Genomic DNA, 22,858 nt, shown 5'->3' on the forward strand with positions numbered 1-22,858 from the left:
TAGCAGTGCTTAACGACAAGGGCGGGATTGTAGCTTAAATGGGCGGGGATTTTGGGGCTGCTTCGCAGCCCTTCGCGCGCTTCCCAGGCCGCACGCACCGGGGCAAAGGAACGCCGATGGATGGGCGTAGGCCCCAGGCGCGCGAGCGCTTCAAGGTGCACCGGGGTCGGGTAACCTTTGTGCCCACCCATGCCATACCCTGGGTAGATCAGCTCGAACGCGCTCATCTCACGGTCACGGGTTACCTTGGCCAGGATCGAGGCAGCTGCAATAGCCGGCACCTGGCTATCGCCTTTGATCACCGGCGACGCCGGCACGGCCAGCTTCGGGCAGCGGTTGCCATCGATCAGGGCCAGCTTCGGCGTAATGTGCAGACCCTCCACCGCACGCTGCATGGCCAGCATCGTGGCCTGCAGGATGTTCAGGCGGTCGATTTCGTCGACCTCGGCGCGGGCGATGCAGAAGCTCAAGGCCTTTTCACAGATCTCGTCGAACAACGCCTCGCGCTTGGCTTCGGTGAGTTTCTTCGAATCGTTCAGGCCGAGGATCGGGCGCGCCGGATCAAGGATCACCGCCGCGGTCACCACCGCGCCGCACAGCGGCCCGCGGCCCACTTCGTCGACGCCGGCGACCAGGTCTTCGACCAGGTTGAAGTCCAGTCCAATTTGCATGTCAGCGGTCCTTGAGCAAGGCCAATACCGCCTCGGCCGCCTGGTTGGAGGCGTCACGGCGCAGGGTGCGGTGAATTTCGTCGAAACGTTCGGTCTGCTGGCTGCCATCGCGCACCAGCGGCGCAAGGGTGTTGGCCAAGGCATCGCTGGTGGCGGCGTCCTGCAACAGTTCGGGCACCAGTTCACGCTGGGCGAGCAGGTTTGGCAGGGACACGTAAGGGCTCTTCACCAGGCGCTTGAGGATCCAGTAGGTCAAGGGCGCAAGGCGGTAGGCCACCACCATTGGCCGCTTGTACAGCAGCGCTTCGAGGGTGGCGGTGCCCGAGGCGATCAGTACTGCATCACAGGCCGCCAGGGCCTGGTGCGACTGGCCATCGAGCAGGGTCAGTGGCAGTTGGCGCCCTTCGAGCATTTGTTCGACCTGGGCACGCCGCGCGGCGTTGGCGCAGGGCAGCACGAAGTGCACGCCTGGCACCTGCTGCTGCAGGCGCTCGGCGGCGTCGAGGAACAACGCCCCCAGGCGCCCTACCTCGCCACCCCGGCTGCCAGGCATCAGTGCAACCACCGGCCCCTCGCGCAGGCCCAGCGCAGCACGTGCTGCCGGGCGGTCGGTTTCAAGCGGTATGGTGTCGGCCAGCGGGTGACCGACAAAGCGCACCGGTACCCCCTGCTCTTCATAGAACCGCGCCTCGAACGGCAGCAGCGTCAGCATAAGGTCGCAGCCTTCGCGAATCTTCAGTACGCGCTTCTGCCGCCAGGCCCAGACCGACGGGCTGACGTAGTGCACGGTCTTGATTCCGACCTGGCGCAGCTTGAGTTCAATGTTGAGGGTGAAGTCGGGGGCGTCGATGCCGATGAACACATCCGGCTTTTCGTCGATCAGTGTCTGGATCAGCAGCTTGCGGCGTTTGAGCAGCTCGCGCAGGCGCCCCAGCACTTCGACCAGCCCCATGACCGCCAGGCGCTCCATGGGGAAGTATGATTGCAGGCCTTCGGCTTCCATCAACGGGCCGCCAACGCCAATGAAACGTACGTCGGGGTGGCGTGCCTTGAGGGCACGCATCAAGCCTGAACCAAGAATATCGCCGCTGGCCTCACCTGCGACCAAGGCTACGCAAAGCGGGGCCATGTCAGCGGGTGATGCCGCGGGCGGAATTCACGATCGACTGACGGAACAGTTCGACCTCAGGGTGTTTCGCGGCCATTTCGGCCAGCTCCTTGAGCGCGTCTTCGACGGTCAGGCCCTGACGATAGACAATCTTGTAGCAACGGCGCAGCACGTGGATCACCTCGTCGCTGAAACCGCGGCGGCGCATGCCCTCGAAGTTCATGCTGCGGGCTTCGGCCGGGCTGCCGAACACGGTGACGAAGGCCGGGACGTCCTTGCCGATAGCCGTGCCCATGCCGGAAAACGCGTGGGCACCGATATGGCAGTACTGATGCACCAGGGTATAGCCGGACAGGATCGCCCAGTCGCCTACGTGCACGTGGCCGGCCAGGGCCGTGTTGTTGACCAGGATGCAGTGGTTGCCAATGACGCTGTCGTGGCCGATGTGGGCATAGGCCATGATCAGGTTGTGGTCGCCCACGGTGGTTTCCGCACGGTCCTGAACGGTGCCGCGGTGGATGGTCACCCCTTCGCGGAACACATTGTGATCGCCGATCACCAGGCGCGTCGGTTCACCCTTGTACTTGAGGTCCGGGGTATCTTCGCCAATCGAGGAAAACTGAAAGATACGGTTGTGCTTGCCGATGCGGGTCGGCCCTTTGAGCACAACATGCGGGCCGATAACGGTACCCTCCCCGATTTCCACATCGGGGCCAACGATCGACCAAGGGCCGACCTCGACACCATCGGCCAGCTTGGCCGACGGGTCGATAATGGCCCGAGGATCAATCGAATTCATAGGGAGCGTTCCGCGCATGTGATCTGTGCCGAGCAAACCGGTTTGCCGTCGACCAGGGCGCGGCATTCAAACTTCCAGATCATGCTCTTGCGGCTGAGGAACTTGGCTTCCAGCACCAACTGGTCACCCGGCAGTACCGGCTGACGGAAGCGCAGCTTGTCGGAACCGACGAAGTAGTACAGGGTGCCATCAGCGGGTTTGGCATCGAGCATCTTGAAACCGAGGATGCCGGCCGCCTGGGCCATGGCTTCAATGATCAAAACGCCCGGCATGATCGGGTGCGCCGGGAAATGGCCGTTGAAGAACGGCTCGTTGATGCTGACATTCTTGTAGGCACGAATGCTCTGGGCCTCGAAGTCCAGATCCGTCACCCGGTCCACCAGCAGGAACGGGTAACGGTGAGGCAGGTATTCGCGAATCTCGTTGATGTCCATCATTTCGGGGGGGAAGCCTGTAATAAGAATAGGGAGCGCAGGTGCTGACCACACGCTCCTTTAGCAATCCAAAGAGGAGCCAGCTAGCGACTGTTCACTCTTGCTCAGGGAATGGTATCAGCCTTCTGATGTCGGCAGGCCACCTGAGGTCACGGTATCGACGCGTTTTTCCAGCTGCTGAAGACGCTTGGCCATGTCATCCAGCTGGCGGATCCGCGCAGCGCTCTTGCGCCAGTCAGCCAAAGGCTGCATGGCTGTGCCGGATGAATAGGAACCGGGTTCAGTGATCGAACGGGTTACCATTGTCATCCCTGAAACAAATACGTTATCGCAAATATCAATGTGCCCTACCAGGCCCACTCCCCCGGCCAGCATGCAATGCTTGCCGATGCGCGTACTGCCGGAAATGCCCACACAAGCGGCCATGGCCGTGTGGTCACCGATCTGCACGTTGTGGGCGATCTGGATCTGGTTGTCGAGCTTGACCCCGTCGCCGATCCGCGTGTCGGACAGCGCACCACGGTCGACGGCAGTATTGACGCCGATTTCCACGTCATCACCAATGGTGACACCGCCGATCTGGGCGATCTTGCGCCAGATACCCTTCTCATTGGCAAAGCCGAAGCCTTCGCCGCCGATCACAGCACCCGACTGGATGACCACGCGCTTGCCGATCACGACGTCGTGATACAACGTCACCCGCGGCGCCAGCCAGCCGCCTTCACCTACAACGCAACGCGCCCCGATGAAGCAATGCGCGCCGATGCAGACATCAGCCTCGATGTGCGCACCGCTTTCGATCACCGCGAACGGCCCGATGCTGGCGCTGGCGTCCACCTGCGCGTCCTCAGCCACCACGGCGCTGGGATGGATTCCCGCCACAGCCTTGGGTTTGGGGTCGAACAAGTGGGAAATACGCGCATACGACTGGTACGGGTCGGCCACGATCAGGGCATTGCCAGCGAAACTTTCGGCATCCGCAGCCTTGAGCAATACCGCACCCGCCTGGCAGTTATCCAGGTACTTGCGGTACTGCGGGTTGGCGAGGAAGCTCAATTGACCGGGGCCTGCCTCCTGCAAGGTGGCCAGCCCGGTAATCTGCAACGCCTCGGGCCCCTTGAGGGTGGCACCGAGGGCCTCGGCCAGCTGGCCTAGCGTCATGGTCACACTCATATCAACGGGCTTGGTTCATGCGCTCGATGACCTGGCGGGTGATGTCGTACTGAGGTTTGACATCGATGACCGCACCACGCTCGAGGACCAGGTCGAAACCGCCCTTCTTGATCACTTCCTCGACAGCACCATCCAGCTTCGGCTTCAGCTGCTTGAGCATGTCGCGGTCAGCAACGGCTTTGGCTTCGTTCAGTTCCTTGGACTGGAACTGGAAGTCACGGGCCTTTTGCTTGAACTCGAGCTCCAGGCGCTCACGCTCCTGCTGCTGCATCTTGTCGCCGCCCTTGATCAGGCGGTCCTGGATGCCCTTGGCGCTGCTTTCCAGGCTTTTCAGCTTGGTCAGTTGCGGACCGAACTTCTTCTCGGCATCGACCGCGTATTTCTTGGCGGCATCCGATTCGAGCAGGGCCATCTGATAGTTCAGCACGGCAACCTTCATTTCGGCGAATGCCGGGGTGGCGACCAGCGCCGCGGCCACTACGGCCAGTTGAGCCAATTTACGCACGATGCACTCCTGGATAAACCGTTGTCATTAAGCAAGGGCCGACCTTAGAAGGTCTGGCCCAGAGAGAATTGGAACACCTGGGTATCGGCATCGTCCGGCTTCTTGACCGGCATTGCCAGGCTGAAGCTCAACGGGCCCAGTGCGGTAATCCAGGTCACACCCAAGCCGACCGAACTGGCCATGCCCGAGAAGCCGACCTTCTCGCAATCAGGCTTGTTGCCGCAATTGGTGTCGAACACGTTACCCACGTCCCAGAACACGGAGGTGCGCAGCGAACGCTGGTCCTTGACGAACGGCAGCGGGAACAGCAACTCGACACCACCCTGTACCAGCACGTTACCGCCGAACGGCAACGGATCCTGATCCGGGTCACGGATAGTACCCGGCTTACCGTTGGGATCGTCTGCCCCACGGCTCGGGGTGCTGCGCGGGCCAAGGCTGCTGTCCTTGAAGCCACGGACAGAGTTGAAGCCACCTGCGAAGTAGTTCTCGTAGAACGGCAGGCCCGAGGTGCTGCCATAACCATCACCATAGCCCAGCTCGGTGTGCAGGCGCAGGGTGTAGTCGTTGCTGATCGGCTGGAACAGCTGGCCACGGTAGTCGAGCTTGAAGAACGACAGGTCGCTGCCCGGAATGGTGGATTCCAGGGTCAGGCTTTGCGAGTGACCACGGGTGGCCAGCACGCCTTTGTTGAGGGTGGACTCGGACCAGCCGATCGAGGCCTTGAAGTTCAGGAAATTCTCGCCTTCCTGGTCAAGGAAATCGAAGATCTCGTCAACGGTGTACTTACCGGTCTTGATCTTGTCCTGCTGCACGCTCAGGCCATAGGTCAGGCGCGAGGTTTCGCTGATCGGGTAGCCCAGGCTGACGCCGGCACCCAGGCTGTCCACCGCATAGCTGGCCACATCGACGTCGAGGTCGTCGTAGTCGGTGCTGCGGTAGAAGGCGTTGTAACCCAGGCTGACGCCATCGGCAGTGAAGTAGGGGTCCACGAAGCCGAAGTTGTAGCGGGTCTGGTATTCCGAACGGGTCAGGCCGATGGACACCTTGTTACCGGTACCGAGGAAGTTGCTCTGGCTGATCGAACCACCGAGGATCAGGCCGGCGCTCTGGGCGAAACCGACGCTGGCGGTGATCGAGCCAGAGGCTTGCTCTTCGACGCTGTAGTTGACGTCGACCTGGTCGTCAGTGCCTGGCACCGGCGGGGTCTCGACGTTGACTTCCTTGAAGAAGCCCAGCCGCTCCAGGCGGGTCTTGGACTGGTCGATGAGGTAGGTCGAAGCCCAGCCGCCTTCCATCTGGCGCATTTCGCGACGCAGCACTTCGTCTTCGGTCTTGGTGTTGCCGCGGTAGTTGATGCGGTTGACGTAGGCACGCTTGCCCGGGTCGACCACGAACATGATGTCGACCGTGTGGTCCTGGTCGTTCGGCTGTGGCACGCCGTTGACGTTGGCGAAGGTGTAGCCTTCGTTGCCCAGACGGCGGGTGATCAACTCGGAGGTGGTGGTCATCACCTTGCGCGAGAACACCTGGCCCGGCTGCACCAGCAGCAGCGACTTGACCTGGTCTTCCGGCACTTTCAGGTCACCGGACAGCTTCACGTCGCGAACGGTGTACTTCTCGCCTTCGTTGATGTTGACAGTGATGTAGACGTGTTTCTTGTCTGGCGTGATGGACACCTGGGTGGAAGCGATGTCCATGTTGATGTAGCCGCGGTCCAGGTAGTACGAGCGCAGGCGCTCCAGGTCACCGGACAGTTTTTCGCGGGCATACTTGTCGTCGTTCTTGAAGAACGACAGCCAGTTGGTGGTCTTCAGCTCGAACAGCTGGCCCAGGGTGTCATCATCGAACACGTTGTTGCCAACGATGTTGATGTGCTGGATGGCAGCGACGGTGCCTTCGTTGATCTTGATCTTCAGCGCCACGCGGTTGCGCGGCTGCGGCACGACTTCGGCGTCGACCTCGGCCGAATAGCGGCCCTGGGCCACGTACTGGCGCTGCAGCTCGTTACGCACACCTTCAAGGGTGGCACGCTGGAAGATCTCGCCTTCGGCCAGGCCCGATTGTTTCAGGCCCTTCATCAGGTCTTCGGTGCTGATCGCCTTGTTGCCTTCGATCTCGATGCTCGACACCGACGGGCGCTCGACCACGTTGATGATCAGCACATTGCCATCGCGGTTCAGCTGGATGTCCTGGAAGAACCCGGTCTTGAACAGGGAACGGGTCGAGTCCACCAGGCGGCGGTCATCGGCCTGATCGCCGACGTTCAGCGGCAAGGCACCGAAGACACTGCCAGCGGAAACCCGCTGCAGGCCGTTGACGCGAATATCGGAGATGGTGAAGGACTCGGCGTGAACTTCAGCGATCATCAGTGCGGACATGACCGCAGTTAGCAGCAGACGTTTCATGAAGTCCTTTTATTCCAACTGGCAATAAACAACCTGCCGCGACAACGCGGCAGGTTCGCAATTGAGCGAAGCTTTATAGTCGACCCAGATCGTTGATCAGGGCGAGCAACATCACCCCTATGACCAAACTGATACCGATCTGGACCCCCCAACCTTGCACCCGATCTGACAGCGGACGACCGCGCGCCAACTCGACCAGGTAAAACAGCAAATGCCCCCCATCCAGTACCGGGATGGGCAGCAAGTTAAGAACCCCCAGGCTTATGCTCAGGTAGGCCAGGAAATTCAGGAAATCCCCCACGCCGGACTGGGCTGAAGCGCCCGCCACTTTAGCAATGGTTATCGGTCCACTCAAGTTTTTTACCGAGAGCTCCCCGAACAGCATTTTCTTCAGCGATTCAAGGGTCAGCACGCTCATGTTCCAGGTACGGGACAAGCCCTCACCCACTGCCTCGAGCGGGCCGTAGCTGATTTCGCGGAGCATGCTGGCAGGCCATTCGCCACCTTTTACCCCGGCGCCAAGATAGCCACCGGCAGCCTTGCCCTCACCCTTGCGTGCCAGGGTCACCGGCACCTCCAGGGCAGCGCCGTCGCGCTCCACACGCACGACCACTTTGGCGTCCGGGCGGGCACGTACGCTGTCGACAACCTGCTGCCATTCCGTCACCGGCACGCCATCGACACTCAGCAGCTTGTCGCCTGTCTTGAGGCCCTCAGCGGCAGCCGGCCCCTTCGGATCAATCTCGGCCAGCACCGGCACCATCGCCGGGCGCCAAGGGTGCAGCCCCAAGGACTGGATAGGGTCCGGCTCGTCAGCACCCTTGAGCCAGCTGTCCAGCTTGACCTGCAGCTGGCGCTCGGCCGTGGCGCCTTCGTCGCGCACGCCAACCTGCAACGTGCCGCTTTCGCCCAGGCGACGAACCAGCTGCAGGTTGACCGCCGACCAACCGTTGGTCGGCTTGCCGTCGATAGAAACGATTTCCTGACCTGCGGTCAGCCCGGCCGATGCTGCCAGGCTGCCAGCATCGACCGTACCGATCACGGGACGGACCTGCTGGGTACCCAGCATCGCCAGCACCCAGAAGAACAGGATGGCCAGCAGGAAGTTGGCAATCGGGCCCGCCGCGACAATCGCGATACGCTGGCCCACGGACTTGCGGTTGAACGACTGATCAGCCAGCGCAGGCGGTACCTCGCCCTCGCGCTCGTCGAGCATCTTCACGTAGCCGCCCAGCGGAATTGCTGCGACCACAAATTCGGTGCCATGGCGGTCATGCCAGCGCAGCAGCGGCGTGCCGAAGCCCACCGAGAAGCGCAGCACCTTGACGCCGCAGCGGCGTGCCACCCAGAAGTGGCCGAATTCATGGAAAGTGACCAGCACACCCAAAGCCACGAGGGTGCCGATAATCATGTAGAGCGCTGTCATGTCCATCTCCGAATGATGTTCAGCGGGCCGGCATCATGCCAACCCCCTCACGAACCTGGGCGGGCTTGCATCAGCGACCGTGACGCCTCAGCCACTCACGGGAAAGCTCCCGGGCACGCTGGTCGGCGGCGAACACCGCGTCCAGCGACGGCAGCGGCACAACGGGCTCCTGATCGAGCACCTGTTCGATCATACCCGCGATCTCCGGGAAGCGGATACGCCGCTCAAGAAATGCCTCGACCGCCACTTCGTTGGCCGCATTGAGTACGGCGGGTGCGCTGTTGCCGGCCTCGGCAGCCTGCCGCGCCAGGCGCAGGCAAGGGAAGCGCTGTTCGTCGGGCGCCTGGAAATCCAGACGGGCGATGGCAAACAGGTCCAGCGGAGCCACCCCGGAATCGATGCGCTCAGGCCAGGCCAGGGCATTGGCGATGGGCGTGCGCATGTCCGGGTTACCCAGCTGCGCCAATACCGAGCCGTCCACGTAATCGACCAGGGAGTGGATGACACTCTGTGGGTGCACCACCACCTCGACCTTGGCCGGTGCGGCATCGAACAACCAGCAAGCCTCGATCAGTTCGAGCCCCTTGTTCATCATGCTGGCCGAATCCACGGAAATCTTGCGCCCCATCGACCAGTTGGGGTGCGCACAGGCTTGCTCCGGCGTCACATCGAGCAACGCCTCGACCGGTGTCTCGCGGAACGGGCCACCGGAAGCCGTCAACAGAATCCGACGCACGCCAACCGCGCTCAGGCCGCGAGCGTAGTCGCCGGGCATGCACTGGAAGATCGCATTGTGCTCGCTATCGATCGGCAACAATACGGCGCCGCTGCGCCGCACTGCCTCGATGAACAGCGCACCGGACATCACCAGGGCTTCCTTGTTGGCCAGCAACACCTTTTTGCCCGCCTCCACGGCAGCCAAGGTCGGGCGCAGGCCGGCGGCACCGACAATCGCTGCCATCACTGCATCCACTTCCGCTGCCGAAGCCACCTGGCAGAGCCCGGCCTCGCCTTCCAGCACCTCGGTGGCGCAGCCGGCCGCTGCCAGGGTTTCGCGCAGCCGTACGGCCGCCTCGGCGCTCGGCACTACCGCGAACGCAGGGCGATGGCGTACACACAGGGCCAGCAACTCGTCGATCCGCGAATACCCGCTGAGGGCGAACACCTGATAGCGATCAGGGTGGCGCGCAATCACATCCAGCGTGCTCAGGCCGATGGAGCCGGTGGCCCCGAGTACGGTAATACGTTGCGGGCGGCTCACATCACACCCCATTCGGCAGCCCACAACAGCACGGCGAAAATCGGGATCGCCGCCGTAAGGCTGTCAATGCGGTCGAGTACACCGCCATGGCCAGGTAGCAGGTTGCTGCTGTCCTTGATGCCGGAACGGCGCTTGAACATGCTTTCTGTGAGGTCACCGACCACCGAGGCCATGACCAGCAGCGCGGCACCCAGCAGGCCCAGCAGGATCTGGCCGAAACCCCAGTCGCGGCTGATGCCGACCGCCAACGTAATTGCCAGGCTGACCGCCAGGCCGCCATACACGCCTTCCCAGCTCTTGCCCGGGCTGACCTGCGGGGCCAGCTTGCGCTTGCCGAAAGCCCTGCCAGAGAAGTAGGCGCCAATATCGGCAGCCCACACCAGCACCATGACCGACAGGATCAGCCAGTTGCCCAGCGGCCAGTGCTTGAGCAGCACCAGCCCCTGCCAGGCCGGCAGCAATACCAGCAGGCCGATCAGCAACCGGCAGGCCGCACTGGCCCACAGCTCGCTGCTGCGCGGGTAGGTAAGCACCAGCCAGGTGGCCAGCCCCCACCAGATCACCGCAGCACCCAGCACCCAGGGCGCCAGCTCCGGAAGGATGTACAGCAGCATCAGCGCGCCAGCGACCACCGCGGCATAGGCGATACGCAGCGGCTGGGCCATCAGCCCGGCCAGGCGGGCCCACTCCCAGGCGCCAAGGGTCACCACGAAGCCGATGAACAGGGCGAAATCCCCGCCGTTGAGCAGGAAGAAGCCACCCAGCGCGATCGGCAGCAGGATCAGCGCAGTAATGATGCGTTGTTTAAGCATTAAGCACGAGCTCCAGCCTCGACCTGCTCGCTGGTCTTACCGAAGCGGCGCTGGCGCGAAGCGAAATCGGCCAGGGCATTGCGCATGGCCTCGTGTTTGAAGTCCGGCCAGTACAGGTCGGAGAAGTACAACTCGGCGTAGGCCAGCTGCCACAACAGGAAATTGCTGATGCGGTGCTCGCCACCGGTGCGAATGCACAGGTCCGGCAGCGGTAGCTCGCCAGTCGCCAGGCAGGTCTGCAGCAAACCCGGGGTGATGTCTTCCGGGCGCAGGTGCCCGGCTTGCACTTCCCGCGCCAGCCGCTGTGCGGCCTGGGCGATGTCCCACTGGCCACCGTAGTTGGCCGCGATCTGCAGGATGAAGCGGTTGTTGCCGGCGGTCAGTGCCTCGGCCTCGCGCATGGCAGCCTGCAGCTCGGGATGGAAGCGCGAGCGGTCACCGATGATGCGCAAGCTGATGTTGTTCTCGTTGAGGCGCTTGGCTTCACGGCGCAGGGCCGAGAAGAACAGCTCCATCAGCGCACCGACCTCTTCGGCGGGGCGCTGCCAGTTTTCGCTTGAGAACGCGAACAGGGTCAATACCTCGACCCCGGACTTGGCACACACCTCGATGACCGCGCGAACGGCGTCGACACCCGCCTTGTGCCCGGCAACGCCGGGCAGCAGGCGTTTTTTCGCCCAGCGGTTGTTGCCATCCATGATGATCGCGACATGACGCGGCACCGAGGACGGCGCCACTGGCTTGGTCTTTTCCATTAAGAAACCCCGGCCTTAGACGGCCATCAGGTCCTTTTCCTTGGCCTTGAAGGCAGCATCGACTTCGGCAACGAACTTGTCGGTAAGCTTCTGGATCTCGTCAGCGGCGCGACGTTCTTCGTCCTCGCTGATTTCCTTGTCCTTGGTCAGCTTCTTCAGGTCGGCCAGGGCGTCGCGGCGCACGTTGCGCACGGCTACCTTGGCATCCTCGCACACACCGCTGGCCTGCTTGGTGTAGCCCTTGCGGGTTTCCTCGGTCAGGGCTGGCATCGGCACGCGAATGGTGGTGCCGGCGCTGGACGGGTTCAGGCCCAGGTCGGAGGTAAGAATCGCCTTCTCAATGGCAGCGCTGAGGTTCTTGTCGTGAGCGACAATCTTCAGGGTGCGGGCATCTTCGACGCTGATCGCAGCGACCTGGTTCAGCGGCATTTCGCTACCCCAGGCAGTGACTTTGACGCTGTCCAGGATGCTTGGGTGGGCACGACCGGTACGGATCGCCGCCAGGTGACGACCCAGCGCCTCGATGGACTTGCCCATGCGGTCTTGGGCGTCTTTCTTGATAGCGTTGATCATTTTTGAACTTCCTCGATCAGGGTTCCTTCCGCGCCGCCGTGCACGATGTTCAGCAGGGCGCCGGGCTTGTTCATATTGAAGACGCGCAGCGGCATCTTGTGGTCGCGGCAGAGACAGATTGCCGTCAGATCCATCACACCCAGCTTGCGATCCAGCACTTCATCGTAGGTCAGATGATCGAACTTCTCGGCATGCGGGTCCTTGAATGGATCAGCAGTGTATACACCATCGACCTTGGTTGCCTTCAATACCACGTCGGCATCGATTTCGATGGCGCGCAGGCAGGCAGCAGAGTCGGTAGTGAAGAACGGGTTGCCGGTACCGGCAGCGAAAATTACGACTTCTTTGGCGTTCAGGTGGCGCATGGCTTTGCGGCGATCATAGTGATCGGTCACGCCAACCATGGAAATAGCCGACATGACAATGGCGGTAATGTTCGCCCGCTCCAGCGCGTCGCGCATGGCCAGGGCGTTCATTACGGTCGCCAGCATGCCCATGTGGTCGCCGGTGACGCGGTCCATGCCGGCTGCACTGAGCGCCGCACCACGGAACAGGTTGCCACCGCCGATCACCAGACCTACCTGAACACCGATGCCGACCAGTTGGCCGACTTCCAGCGCCATGCGATCCAGGACTTTTGGGTCGATCCCGAACTCTTCCGAGCCCATCAGGGCCTCGCCGCTAAGTTTGAGTAGAATGCGTTTATAGCGAGCCTGATGACCACTGCCCTGCTGAGCCATTGCGAATCTCTCCTGCGGCGTTTGTAAAAAATTCTGGCGGGCTGCTTGAGCCTGCATGTAACTCTAACGTGACGCAGCGACTGCGTCAGCGAGCAACGGTCTCGTAAACCGCTCCCGCTTTGACAAAGAGGCTGCGCGCGTGAGCGGGCAGCCTCTTTGGGGCGACAGACGGGGCTGTCTTACTGCTTGGCAGCAGCTACCTGAGCAGCAACTTCAGCAGCGAAGTCGTCGACTGGCTTCTCGATGCCTTCACCTACTTTGAAGTAGGTGAACGAAACGATTTCAGCGCCGGCTTTCTTGGCCAGCTCGCCAACCTTGACTTCTGGGTTCATGACGAAAGCCTGCTCTTTCAGCGAAGCTTCGGCTTTGAACTTGGTGATACGGCCGTTGATCATGTTCTCAACGATGTTTTCCGGCTTGCCGGCGATCTTGTCGGCGTTCAGCTGCAGGAAGACATTCTTCTCGCGCTCGATGGCCTCGGCGGAGATTTCCGACGAATCCAGGAACTCAGGGTTCGACGCTGCAACGTGCATGGCAATGCTCTTAGCCAGCTCGACGTCACCGCCTTTCAGAACGACGGCAGCGCCGATCTTGTTGCCGTGCAGGTAGGCACCAACAACGTCACCCTCAACGCGCACCAGGCGACGGATGTTGACGTTTTCGCCACACTTGGCAACCAGGGCTTCACGAGCAGCTTCACGCGATGCGATCAGCGGAGCAGCGTCGGTCAGCTTCTGGGCGAAGGCTTCTTCAAGGCTTTCGGCAACGAAGTTCTTGAAGTCGTCTTGCAGGGCCAGGAAGTCGGTCTGCGAGTTCACTTCCAGCAGAACGGCGGATTTACCGTCGGCCTTGACCGCGATAGCGCCTTCAGCAGCGACGTTGCCAGCCTTTTTGGCGGCCTTGATGGCGCCCGAGGCACGCATGTCGTCAATGGCTTTTTCGATGTCGCCGCCAGCCTTTTCCAGGGCTTTCTTGCAATCCATCATGCCTTCGCCAGTACGCTCGCGCAGTTCTTTTACCAGCGCTGCAGTAATTGCTGCCATTTCAAAATCCTCTTGGAAAGTTTTTCAACCATTCCACCCGCTCGACACGGGCGTTAAATTCTGCGAATCCGCTGTTGTTATCTCAGCCAACCCATAATGCGGGGCCCTTGCTGACAGCAGGATTTCAAGGTGGCAAAAAGGGGGCAAAGCCCCCTTTTTGCGTGCCAAGTAGACGCTAGCGCCTATTACTCAGCAGCAGGTGCAGCCGCTTCTTCAACATAGACTTCGGTGCCGCCAGCAACGTTGTTGCGGCCGCGGATGATGGCGTCGGCCATCGAAGTCATGTACAGCTCGATGGCGCGGATGGCGTCGTCGTTGCCTGGGATGATGTAGTCAACACCTTCCGGGCTGCTGTTGGTATCGACAACGCCGATAACCGGGATGCCCAGCTTGTTAGCTTCGGTGATAGCAATGCGCTCGTGATCAACGTCGATCACGAACAGGGCATCAGGCAGACCGCCCATGTCCTTGATACCACCCAGGCTGCGGTCCAGCTTTTCCAGATCGCGCGAACGCATCAGGGCTTCTTTCTTGGTCAGCTTGGCAAAGGTGCCATCTTCGGCCTGGGTTTCCAGGTCGCGCAGACGCTTGATCGAAGCACGGATGGTTTTGTAGTTGGTCAGCATGCCGCCCAACCAGCGGTGGTCAACGTATGGCGAACCGGCACGAGCAGCTTGCTCGGCGACGATCTTGCCGGCGGAACGCTTGGTGCCGACGAACATGATCTTGTTCTTGCCCTGAGCCAGACGCTCTACGAAAGCCAGAGCTTCGTTGAACATTGGCAGGGTTTTTTCCAGGTTGATGATGTGGATCTTGTTACGCGCGCCGAAAATGTACTTGCCCATTTTCGGGTTCCAGTAACGGGTCTGGTGGCCGAAGTGCACACCGGCCTTCAGCATATCGCGCATGTTGACTTGGGACATGATAGTTCCTTGATAAGTCGGGTTGGGCCTCCACGCATCCCAATGACCAACCCGCAAATTCGAAAATCCGGGGCACCCAGGTCATCGTGTCGACACGTGTGTGGGTTTAAGCTCACGGGGTCGTCCCCGAAAGCGGCGCATGTTATACCACAGACCGCGAGCGAACGAAACCCGAATGAGGTTGCGTCTGTCAGCGGTTTTTGCAGCGCCCCGCCAAACAGGCCAGAATGCCTCCTGTAGACAGCAGCATGGCCGCCTTTATCCCGACAGAATGCCGCCCTGCTCTGCTAGAATCCGGCCTTTCCCGTTTGTTCGCGCCGCGTGCGGCGCCGTAGAGAGCCTGTAATGACCGTCAACATCAAGACCGCAGAAGACATCGAGAAGATGCGCATCGCCGGCCGCCTGGCCGCCGAGGTGCTGGAAATGATCGAGGAGCACGTCAAGCCCGGTGTTACCACCGAAGAGCTCGACCGCCTGTGCCACGACTATATCGTCAACGTCCAGCAGGCCATCCCGGCGCCCCTCAACTACAAGGGCTACCCGAAGTCGATCTGCACCTCGATCAACCATGTGGTCTGCCACGGTATCCCCAACGAAAAGCCGCTCAAGGACGGTGACACGCTGAACATCGACGTCACCGTGATCAAGGACGGCTACCACGGCGATACCAGCCGCATGTTCCACGTCGGTACCGTGCCGGTGTGGGCCGAGCGCCTGTCTAAGGTTACCCAGGAGTGCATGTACAAGGCCATCGAGCTGGTCAAGCCGGGCTGCCGCTTGGGCGATATCGGCGAAGTGATCCAGAAGCACGCTGAAAAGAACGGCTTCTCGGTGGTGCGCGAGTTCTGCGGCCACGGCATCGGCAAGGTATTCCACGAAGAGCCGCAGATCCTGCACTACGGCCGCGCCGGCACCGGCATGGAACTGAAAGAAGGCATGACCTTCACCATCGAACCGATGATCAACCAGGGCAAGGCCGACACCAAGGTGCTGGGCGACGGCTGGACCGCCATCACCAAGGACCGCAAGCTCTCGGCTCAGTGGGAACACACCCTGGTGGTGACTGCTACCGGCTACGAGATCTTCACCCTGCGCAAGGACGACACCATCCCGCGCACCTCGGCCTGACCGCACCGAGACAGGCCACCCGACGACAGGAACGTGACGCGATGCCCCAGGTGGACCCCGAGCTGTTCGATCGCGGCCAGTTCCAGGCGGAACTGGCCCTCAAGGCGAGCCCCATCGCCGCCTTCAAGAAAGCCATCCGCCAGGCCGGCGAGGTGCTCGACAAGCGTTTTCGTAGTGGCGACGAAATCCGCCCGCTGATCGAAGCCCGCGCCTGGCTCGTCGACAATATCCTGCAACAGGCCTGGAACCAGTTCGACTGGGGCGACCACAGCGGTATCGCCCTGGTCGCAGTGGGTGGCTACGGGCGTGGTGAACTGCACCCGCATTCAGACATCGACCTGCTCATTTTACTGGGCGCCGCCGAGCACGAGCAGTACCGCAACGCCATTGAGCGTTTTCTCACCCTGCTGTGGGACATCGGCCTGGAAGTGGGCCAGAGCGTGCGCACCGTCGACGAGTGCGCCGAACAGGCCCGCGCCGACCTGACGGTGATTACCAACCTGATGGAAAGCCGCACCATTGCCGGGCCCGAAGCCCTGCGCCAGCGCATGCTGGAGGTGACCAGCACCGCGCACATGTGGCCGAGCAAAGACTTCTTCCTGGCCAAACGCGCCGAGCTCAAGGCCCGTCACCACAAGTACAACGACACCGAGTACAACCTCGAACCCAACGTCAAGGGCTCGCCCGGTGGCCTGCGCGACATCCAGACGGTGCTCTGGGTGGCCCGCCGCCAGTACGGCACCCTGAACCTGCACGCGCTGGCCGGCGAAGGTTTCTTGCTGGAAAGCGAGAACGAACTGCTGGCTTCGTCCCAGGATTTTCTGTGGAAAGTGCGCTACGCCCTGCACATGCTGGCCGGTCGCGCCGAGGACCGCCTGCTGTTCGACCACCAGCGCAGCCTCGCCGCACTGCTGGGCTACAGCGACGAGAACCCCAAGCGGGCAATCGAGCAGTTCATGCAGCAGTACTACCGGGTGGTGATGAGCATCAGCCAGTTGTGCGACCTGATCATTCAGCACTTCGAAGAGGTCATCCTCGCCGACGAAGACAGCGGCACCACCCAGCCGCTGAATGCACGCTTTCGCCTGCATGACGGCTATATCGAGGCTACCAACCCGAACGTGTTCAAGCGCACACCGTTCGCCATGCTGGAAATCTTCGTGCTGATGGCCCAGCACCCCGAAATCAAGGGCGTGCGTGCCGATACGGTGCGCCTGCTGCGTGAGCACCGCCACCTGATCGACGACACCTTCCGCACCGATATCCGCAACACCAGCCTGTTCATCGAGCTGTTCAAGTGCGAAATCGGCATCCACCGCAACCTGCGGCGGATGAACCGCTACGGCATCCTTGGCCGCTACCTGCCGGAGTTCGGCCTGATCGTCGGGCAGATGCAGCACGACCTGTTCCACATCTATACGGTCGATGCGCACACGCTCAACCTCATCAAGCACCTGCGCAAGCTGCAGTACACGCCGGTGTCCGAGAAATTCCCGCTGGCAAGCAAGCTGATGGGGCGCCTGCCCAAGCCCGAGCTGATCTACCTGGCCGGCCTCTACCACGACATCGGCAAAGGTCGCCAGGGCGACCATTCGGAGCTGGGCGCGGTGGATGCGCAGAAGTTCTGCGAGCGCCACCAGTTGCCGGCCTGGGACAGCCGGCTGATCGTCTGGCTGGTGCTAAACCACCTGGTGATGTCGACCACCGCCCAGCGCAAGGACTTGTCCGACCCGCAGGTGATCAACGACTTTGCCCTGCACGTGGGCGACGAGACGCGCCTGGACTACCTGTACGTGCTGACCGTGGCCGATATCAACGCCACCAACCCCAGCCTGTGGAATTCGTGGCGGGCCAGCCTGCTGCGCCAGCTCTACAGCGAGACCAAGCGCGCCCTGCGCCGCGGCCTGGAAAACCCGCTGGACCGCGAAGAACAGATTCGCCAGACCCAGTCTGCAGCCTTGGACATCCTTGTACGCGAGGGCACCGACCCGGACGATGTCGAGCAACTGTGGTCGCAGCTGGGCGATGACTACTTTCTCAAGCACAACGCCGGCGATGTGGCCTGGCACACGGACGCGATCCTGCAGCAACCGGCCGATGGCGGGCCGCTGGTGCTGATCAAGGAAACCACCCAGCGCGAGTTCGAAGGCGGCACGCAGATCTTCATCTACGCCCCTGACCAGCACGATTTCTTCGCCGTGACGGTGGCGGCCATGTCGCAGCTGAACCTGAACATCCACGATGCACGCATCATCACGTCGAGCAGCCAGTTCACCCTCGACACCTACATCGTGCTGGACAACGACGGCGGCTCTATCGGCGACAACCCGCAGCGGGTCAAGCAGATTCGCGACGGCCTGACCGAAGCGCTGCGCAACCCCGAGGACTACCCGACCATCATCCAGCGCCGGGTACCGCGCCAGCTCAAACACTTCAACTTCCCGCCGCAGGTGACCATCCTCAACGATGCCCAGCGGCCGGTGACCATCCTCGAAATCACCGCACCAGACCGCCCAGGCCTGCTGGCCCGGCTGGGGCGGATCTTCCTGGAGTTCGACCTGTCGCTGCAGAACGCCAAGATCGCCACCCTCGGCGAACGGGTGGAAGACGTGTTCTTCATCACTGACGCCGACAACCAGCCGCTGTCCGACCCGCAGCTGTGCAGCCGCCTGCAGGAGGCCATCGTCCAGCAGTTGCAGGCCGGCCAGGCCAGCGATGCCAGCCCTACCCGCGTGACCTTTTAACGACTAGACGATTGACGAGACCTTGCGCCGATGAACCATGCCTTGACCCAGCTTCAGCCCTACCCGTTCGAGAAACTCCGTGCCCTGCTGGGCAGCGGGAAGCCTGCGGCAGACAAACGCGCCATCGCCCTGTCAATCGGTGAGCCAAAGCACGAATCTCCGGCATTCGTCGCCCAGGCCATGGCCGACAACCTCGACAAACTGGCGGTATACCCCAGCACCATCGGCCTGCCGGGCCTGCGCCAGGCGATCGGCCAGTGGTGCGAGCGTCGCTTTGGCGTGCCAGCCGGCTGGCTGGATGCCGACCGTCACATCCTGCCGGTCAATGGCACCCGTGAAGCGCTGTTCGCTTTCACCCAGGCGGTGGTCAACCGTGCCGATGACGGCCTGGTGATCAGCCCGAACCCGTTCTACCAGATCTACGAAGGCGCAGCGCTGCTGGCCGGGGCTACCCCGCACTACCTGCCGTGCCTGGAAAACAACGGTTTCAACCCTGACTTCGACGCCGTACCGGCCGAGGTGTGGAAGCGCTGCCAGATCCTGTTCCTGTGCTCGCCGGGCAACCCCACCGGCGCGCTGGTGCCGATGGACACCCTGAAGAAGCTGATCGCCCTGGCCGACGAACACGACTTCGTGATCGCTGCCGACGAGTGCTACAGCGAGCTTTACTTCGATGAAGACGCGCCACCACCGGGCCTGCTGACCGCCTGCACCGAGCTCGGCCGCAGTGATTTCAAGCGCTGCGTGGTGTTCCACAGCCTGTCCAAGCGCTCCAACCTGCCGGGCCTGCGCTCGGGCTTCGTGGCTGGCGATGCCGAGATCATCAAACCGTTCCTGCTGTACCGCACCTACCACGGCTGCGCCATGCCGGTACAAACCCAGCTGGCCAGCATCGCCGCCTGGCAGGACGAGGCGCATGTACGCGCGAACCGCGACCAGTACCGCGCCAAGTACGATGCCGTGCTGGACATCCTGCAGCCGGTGCTGGACGTGCAGCGCCCGGACGGCAGCTTCTACCTGTGGGCCAAGGTGCCGGGGTGTGATGCCGAGTTCACCCGCGACCTGTTCGAAGCCCAGCATGTGACGGTGGTACCGGGGTCGTACCTGTCGCGTGATGTGGATGGCGTGAACCCGGGCGCAGGGCGTGTGCGCATGGCGCTGGTGGCACCGCTGGCCGAATGCATCGAGGCGGCCGAGCGGATTCGTGCCTTCCTGCAGAACCGCTGATTCAGCAATGCTTTAATTCTGTGCAGAACCTGTGGGAGCGGGTTCACCCGCGAACACCGGCGCAGCCGGTGCCATACACCGTGTCGCCTGATTCGCGAGTGAACTCGCTCCCACAGGGCCGCAAAGCGGCCCCCTGCGGGTCTACCTGACCTGCCCCAGGTTGGCCTCGCTCATATCCAGCTCCCCAAGCACCTGCCGCACCACCTCATCCCCCACCAGGTGCTGGCGATGCAGGTTATACAGCTCCAGCCGCTGCGCCCTCAGCGCACGCAAGCGCAAGCGCCGCTCCAGCAAGTCCATCTGGTCGGCCAGGGCCTTGGCTTCGGCACTGTCGTTGTAGCTGTTCAGCTCATCCCGGTACTCAGCCATCAAGCGCGCCTTCAGCTCGGTCGCCAAGGTTGCCTGCGCAGCATCCTGCGGGGCATTGGCCTCGATCACTTCTTCTGCCTCCAGGGCATGGATCGCCGCCTCGGCCGTGCGCCGCCAGGCTTCCTGCACTTCCTGGTGCAAGCGCTCGTCCGGGCTTTTGGTCACCCCGCGCAGCAATATCGGCAGCGCGATGCAGGCGCTGATCAACGACAGCAGGATCACCCCGGCGGCAATGAAGATCAGCAAGTCACGCTCAGGGAAGGCCTTGCCCGCGCCCATCAGCAACGGTACCGACATCACACCCGCCAGGGTCACCGCACCGCGCACACCGCCCAGGGTCAGCAGCCAGCAGGAGCGCGCCGTAGGCATCAGCACCAGCGCCGGTTTGCCGCGCCAGCGGCGCACCACGCCGATCGAGCGCCAGATGCTCTGCACCCAGATGAACCGCAGCAGGATCAGGGCAGCAAAGATCGCCACCACGTCCAGGCATCGGTAGGCCAGGGTCGGCCACACGGTGGCTTCGTGGCTGACCACCGCCTTGATGATGTCCGGCAACTGCAGGCCCAATAGCAGGAAGATGAGGCCATTGAAGGCGAACTCCAGCAGCGACCACACGCTGCGGTTGAGCAGGCGGGTGCTGGTCTGCCGCGGCAGCAAGTCAAGCCAGCTTTGCATCATGCCGGCCGCCACCGCCGACAGGATGCCCGACACGCCCAGGCGCTCTGCCAGCACGTAGGCGGCGAATGGCAGCAACAACATGAACACCACGTGGGTGGCCGGGTCGTCCCAACCGCGGGCGATCATCCAGGCGCGCAGGCGGCCCACCAGCCAGCTGAGGCCCACACCCACCGCGAGGCCGCCAAGCGCCACCAGGACGAAACTGAAGCTTGCATCAGTCAGCGAGAACACCCCGGTGATCGCCGCCGCGAGGGCGAACTTGAAGGTGACAAGGCCCGATGCATCGTTCATGAGGGCCTCCCCCTGCAGCATGTGCATCAGCGGGGTGGGCAGGCGGTCCTGGGCGATGGCCGAAACCGCCACGGCATCGGTCGGCGAGAGTACCGCCGCCAGGGCGAACGCTACCGGCAGGGGGATACTCGGCAGCAGCCAGTGAATGAAATAGCCGGCCCCGACCACGGTGAACAGCACCAGACCAACGGCCAGCGCCACCACTGGCCCGCGAATGCGCCACAACTCACGCTTGGGAATGCGCCAGCCATCGGCAAACAGCAGCGGCGGCAAGAACAGGAACAGGAACAACTCGGGGTCCAGGGCCACGTGCAGGCCCAGGGTCGGCAGGGCCAGCAAGGCACCGGCAGCGATCTGTACCAGCGGCAGGGGCAGCGGAATCATGCGGCCGACCAGCTTCGACAGGCTGACCAGCGTCAGCAGGATGAGGACGGTGTAGGCGGACTGCATCCGGGAAAGCTTCCTTTGTGAACCAGAAACGATAGCAAGGCGAAACATCGCCATTGGAACAATATGTTAGCGGCGACCGACAGTTCGGGACCGCTGCACGATAGTCGCAGGTGACGGGGGAATATGTAACATGATGATACCCAGCTAATGTGACCGGGGCTTGCGAGTCGCGTGCCCCGTTAATGAAGGCTTGAACTACAGCGATCCCGTCGTATAATCGATATTAACGAATAACGTTAAGCGTTCAAGCTCATGATTCAAAGCTTTAGCTGTGCCGACACGGAAGCGCTCTTCACTACGGGAAAGACACGGCGTTGGTCAGTTATCAAGTCAGTCGCGGAGCGCAAACTGGCCATGCTCGATGCCGCAACAGAGTTGCGAGACCTTAGGTCGCCACCTGGCAATCGCCTCGAGTCACTGAGCGGCAACCGCGCCGGCCAACACAGTATCCGTGTAAATGACCAATGGCGGCTGTGCTTCACCTGGACAGAACACGGGCCAATTAACGTTGAAATTGTCGATTACCACTGAGGTGCATCATGCTCAAGAACGGTATGCGTCCAATCCATCCGGGTGAAATCCTGCGGGAGGACTTCCAGAAGGAGATGGGCTTCAGCGCCGCGGCTCTGGCCAGGGCGTTGGGTGTAGCAACGCCAACCGTCAACAACATCCTGCGCGAACGGGGCGGTGTTTCCGCCGACATGGCACTGCGTCTGTCCATCTGCCTGGACACCACCCCTGAGTTCTGGCTCAACCTGCAGACGGCCTTCGATCTGCGCACCGCCGAACAGCAACACGGCGATGAGATCATCGGATCGGTCCAGCGCCTGGTCGCTTGAACACATCCTGATCAATAAACAGGGGCGCCACGGGCGTGGCGCCGCGAGGATCGTTCCCGCATAATCCCGCGACTGACATCGAAAAACGGAGAGATTGGGGCGACTTGTAACCCCAATGTACACAATGACCTACACGCTCTACGGCATCAAAGCCTGTGACACCATGAAAAAGGCGCGTACCTGGCTCGAAGACAAAGCCATCGCCTACGAATTCCATGACTACAAAACCCAAGGCATCGACCGCGACAGCCTGAACCGCTGGTGCGACGAACACGGCTGGGAAGTCATCCTCAACCGTGCCGGCACCACCTTCCGCAAGCTGGACGACGCCAGCAAGGCAGACCTCGACCAGGCCAAGGCCGTCGAGCTGATGCTGGCCCAGCCGTCGATGATCAAACGCCCGGTGCTGGACCTTGGCGCGCGCACCCTGGTCGGCTTCAAGCCGGACCTGTACGCCGCTGCCCTGGCCTGAGCCCCCACCCTATTTCGCACGAGGTAATC

21 protein-coding genes and 1 pseudogene are annotated in these 22,858 nt (G+C 62.1%); 6 read left to right on the top strand and 16 right to left on the bottom strand.

The genetic code is table 11. The features are described from left to right. Nucleotides 1–92: 92 nt before the first annotated feature. The 15 genes and pseudogenes from rnhB to rpsB all read right to left on the bottom strand — a co-directional run. Nucleotides 93–671 (bottom strand): annotated as a pseudogene (gene rnhB, locus ACN6NG_RS23400) (ribonuclease HII); the annotation flags it as partial. A gap of 1 nt (nucleotide 672) precedes the next feature. Next, nucleotides 673–1,800: a lipid-A-disaccharide synthase gene (lpxB, locus tag ACN6NG_RS23405; RefSeq protein ID WP_474316472.1), complete on the bottom strand. Its 1,128-nt coding sequence runs from the start codon at nucleotides 1,798–1,800 to the stop codon at nucleotides 673–675. Between the two features lies 1 nt (nucleotide 1,801). After that, a complete protein-coding gene (lpxA, locus tag ACN6NG_RS23410; protein WP_016501159.1) occupies nucleotides 1,802–2,578 on the bottom strand; it encodes an acyl-ACP--UDP-N-acetylglucosamine O-acyltransferase in 777 nt (258 codons plus the stop codon). After that, nucleotides 2,575–3,015 (bottom strand): 3-hydroxyacyl-ACP dehydratase FabZ, encoded by a 441-nt coding sequence (fabZ, locus tag ACN6NG_RS23415; protein ID WP_008094893.1) that lies wholly within the window; start codon nucleotides 3,013–3,015, stop codon nucleotides 2,575–2,577. Before fabZ ends, lpxA begins: the two co-directional genes overlap by 4 nt. 114 nt (nucleotides 3,016–3,129) lie before the next feature. Beyond that, nucleotides 3,130–4,185 (bottom strand): UDP-3-O-(3-hydroxymyristoyl)glucosamine N-acyltransferase, encoded by a 1,056-nt coding sequence (gene lpxD, locus ACN6NG_RS23420; protein ID WP_474316476.1) that lies wholly within the window; start codon nucleotides 4,183–4,185, stop codon nucleotides 3,130–3,132. Between the two features lies 1 nt (nucleotide 4,186). Further along, nucleotides 4,187–4,690, bottom strand: a complete 504-nt coding sequence (locus ACN6NG_RS23425) for an OmpH/Skp family outer membrane protein (RefSeq protein WP_012270843.1) — start codon at nucleotides 4,688–4,690, stop codon at nucleotides 4,187–4,189. A gap of 44 nt (nucleotides 4,691–4,734) precedes the next feature. Then, nucleotides 4,735–7,098: an outer membrane protein assembly factor BamA gene (gene bamA, locus ACN6NG_RS23430; protein WP_169725101.1), complete on the bottom strand. Its 2,364-nt coding sequence runs from the start codon at nucleotides 7,096–7,098 to the stop codon at nucleotides 4,735–4,737. Nucleotides 7,099–7,171: 73 nt separating this feature from the next. Beyond that, complete coding sequence (gene rseP / locus ACN6NG_RS23435) at nucleotides 7,172–8,524, bottom strand: RIP metalloprotease RseP (RefSeq protein ID WP_474316479.1); 1,353 nt, start codon at nucleotides 8,522–8,524, stop codon at nucleotides 7,172–7,174. Between the two features lie 70 nt (nucleotides 8,525–8,594). Continuing rightward, nucleotides 8,595–9,785, bottom strand: a complete 1,191-nt coding sequence (gene ispC, locus ACN6NG_RS23440) for a 1-deoxy-D-xylulose-5-phosphate reductoisomerase (RefSeq protein WP_016501163.1) — start codon at nucleotides 9,783–9,785, stop codon at nucleotides 8,595–8,597. Continuing rightward, the gene (locus ACN6NG_RS23445; RefSeq protein WP_063426585.1) at nucleotides 9,782–10,597 is read right to left on the bottom strand and encodes a phosphatidate cytidylyltransferase; all 816 of its coding nucleotides are present in this window, start codon (nucleotides 10,595–10,597) and stop codon (nucleotides 9,782–9,784) included. The genes ispC and ACN6NG_RS23445 overlap by 4 nt, the downstream gene beginning before the upstream one ends. Continuing rightward, complete coding sequence (uppS, locus tag ACN6NG_RS23450) at nucleotides 10,597–11,352, bottom strand: polyprenyl diphosphate synthase (protein ID WP_016485210.1); 756 nt, start codon at nucleotides 11,350–11,352, stop codon at nucleotides 10,597–10,599. The genes ACN6NG_RS23445 and uppS overlap by 1 nt, the downstream gene beginning before the upstream one ends. 15 nt (nucleotides 11,353–11,367) lie before the next feature. Next, entirely contained in the window at nucleotides 11,368–11,925 is a 558-nt protein-coding gene (frr, locus tag ACN6NG_RS23455; RefSeq protein WP_043202602.1) for a ribosome recycling factor, read from the bottom strand. After that, nucleotides 11,922–12,665, bottom strand: a complete 744-nt coding sequence (gene pyrH / locus ACN6NG_RS23460) for a UMP kinase (RefSeq protein WP_009686950.1) — start codon at nucleotides 12,663–12,665, stop codon at nucleotides 11,922–11,924. Before pyrH ends, frr begins: the two co-directional genes overlap by 4 nt. Nucleotides 12,666–12,844: 179 nt before the next feature. Then, nucleotides 12,845–13,708 (bottom strand): translation elongation factor Ts, encoded by an 864-nt coding sequence (gene tsf / locus ACN6NG_RS23465; RefSeq protein WP_474316483.1) that lies wholly within the window; start codon nucleotides 13,706–13,708, stop codon nucleotides 12,845–12,847. Nucleotides 13,709–13,893: 185 nt separating this feature from the next. After that, nucleotides 13,894–14,631 (bottom strand): 30S ribosomal protein S2, encoded by a 738-nt coding sequence (rpsB, locus tag ACN6NG_RS23470; RefSeq protein WP_016501167.1) that lies wholly within the window; start codon nucleotides 14,629–14,631, stop codon nucleotides 13,894–13,896. A gap of 345 nt (nucleotides 14,632–14,976) precedes the next feature. Here rpsB and map point away from each other — a divergent pair, with 345 nt between their 5' ends. The 3 genes from map to dapC are packed head-to-tail and all read left to right on the top strand — an operon-like array spanning nucleotide 14,977 to nucleotide 19,730. Next, nucleotides 14,977–15,759, top strand: a complete 783-nt coding sequence (gene map / locus ACN6NG_RS23475; RefSeq protein ID WP_063426581.1) for a type I methionyl aminopeptidase — start codon at nucleotides 14,977–14,979, stop codon at nucleotides 15,757–15,759. A 41-nt stretch (nucleotides 15,760–15,800) separates the two neighbouring features. Continuing rightward, nucleotides 15,801–18,503 (top strand): [protein-PII] uridylyltransferase, encoded by a 2,703-nt coding sequence (locus tag ACN6NG_RS23480; RefSeq protein ID WP_063426579.1) that lies wholly within the window; start codon nucleotides 15,801–15,803, stop codon nucleotides 18,501–18,503. Between the two features lie 30 nt (nucleotides 18,504–18,533). Then, nucleotides 18,534–19,730, top strand: coding sequence for a succinyldiaminopimelate transaminase (dapC, locus tag ACN6NG_RS23485; protein ID WP_353455742.1), 1,197 nt, complete (start codon nucleotides 18,534–18,536; stop codon nucleotides 19,728–19,730). Nucleotides 19,731–19,871: 141 nt separating this feature from the next. Here dapC and ACN6NG_RS23490 read toward each other — a convergent pair whose 3' ends face one another. Next, complete coding sequence (locus ACN6NG_RS23490) at nucleotides 19,872–21,518, bottom strand: Na+/H+ antiporter (protein WP_063426575.1); 1,647 nt, start codon at nucleotides 21,516–21,518, stop codon at nucleotides 19,872–19,874. Nucleotides 21,519–21,770: 252 nt separating this feature from the next. Between ACN6NG_RS23490 and graT the strand changes: the two genes are divergently transcribed. The 3 genes from graT to ACN6NG_RS23505 all read left to right on the top strand — a co-directional run bounded on the left by graT (nucleotide 21,771) and on the right by ACN6NG_RS23505 (nucleotide 22,829). After that, entirely contained in the window at nucleotides 21,771–22,049 is a 279-nt protein-coding gene (graT, locus tag ACN6NG_RS23495; RefSeq protein WP_081238120.1) for a type II toxin-antitoxin system toxin GraT, read from the top strand. 8 nt (nucleotides 22,050–22,057) lie between these two features. After that, a complete protein-coding gene (gene graA, locus ACN6NG_RS23500; RefSeq protein ID WP_003252274.1) occupies nucleotides 22,058–22,357 on the top strand; it encodes a type II toxin-antitoxin system antitoxin GraA in 300 nt (99 codons plus the stop codon). Between the two features lie 124 nt (nucleotides 22,358–22,481). Then, nucleotides 22,482–22,829 (top strand): ArsC family reductase, encoded by a 348-nt coding sequence (locus ACN6NG_RS23505; protein ID WP_003252272.1) that lies wholly within the window; start codon nucleotides 22,482–22,484, stop codon nucleotides 22,827–22,829. Nucleotides 22,830–22,858 lie beyond the last annotated feature (29 nt).

Source organism: Pseudomonas sp. TSO6 (genome assembly GCF_056098905.1).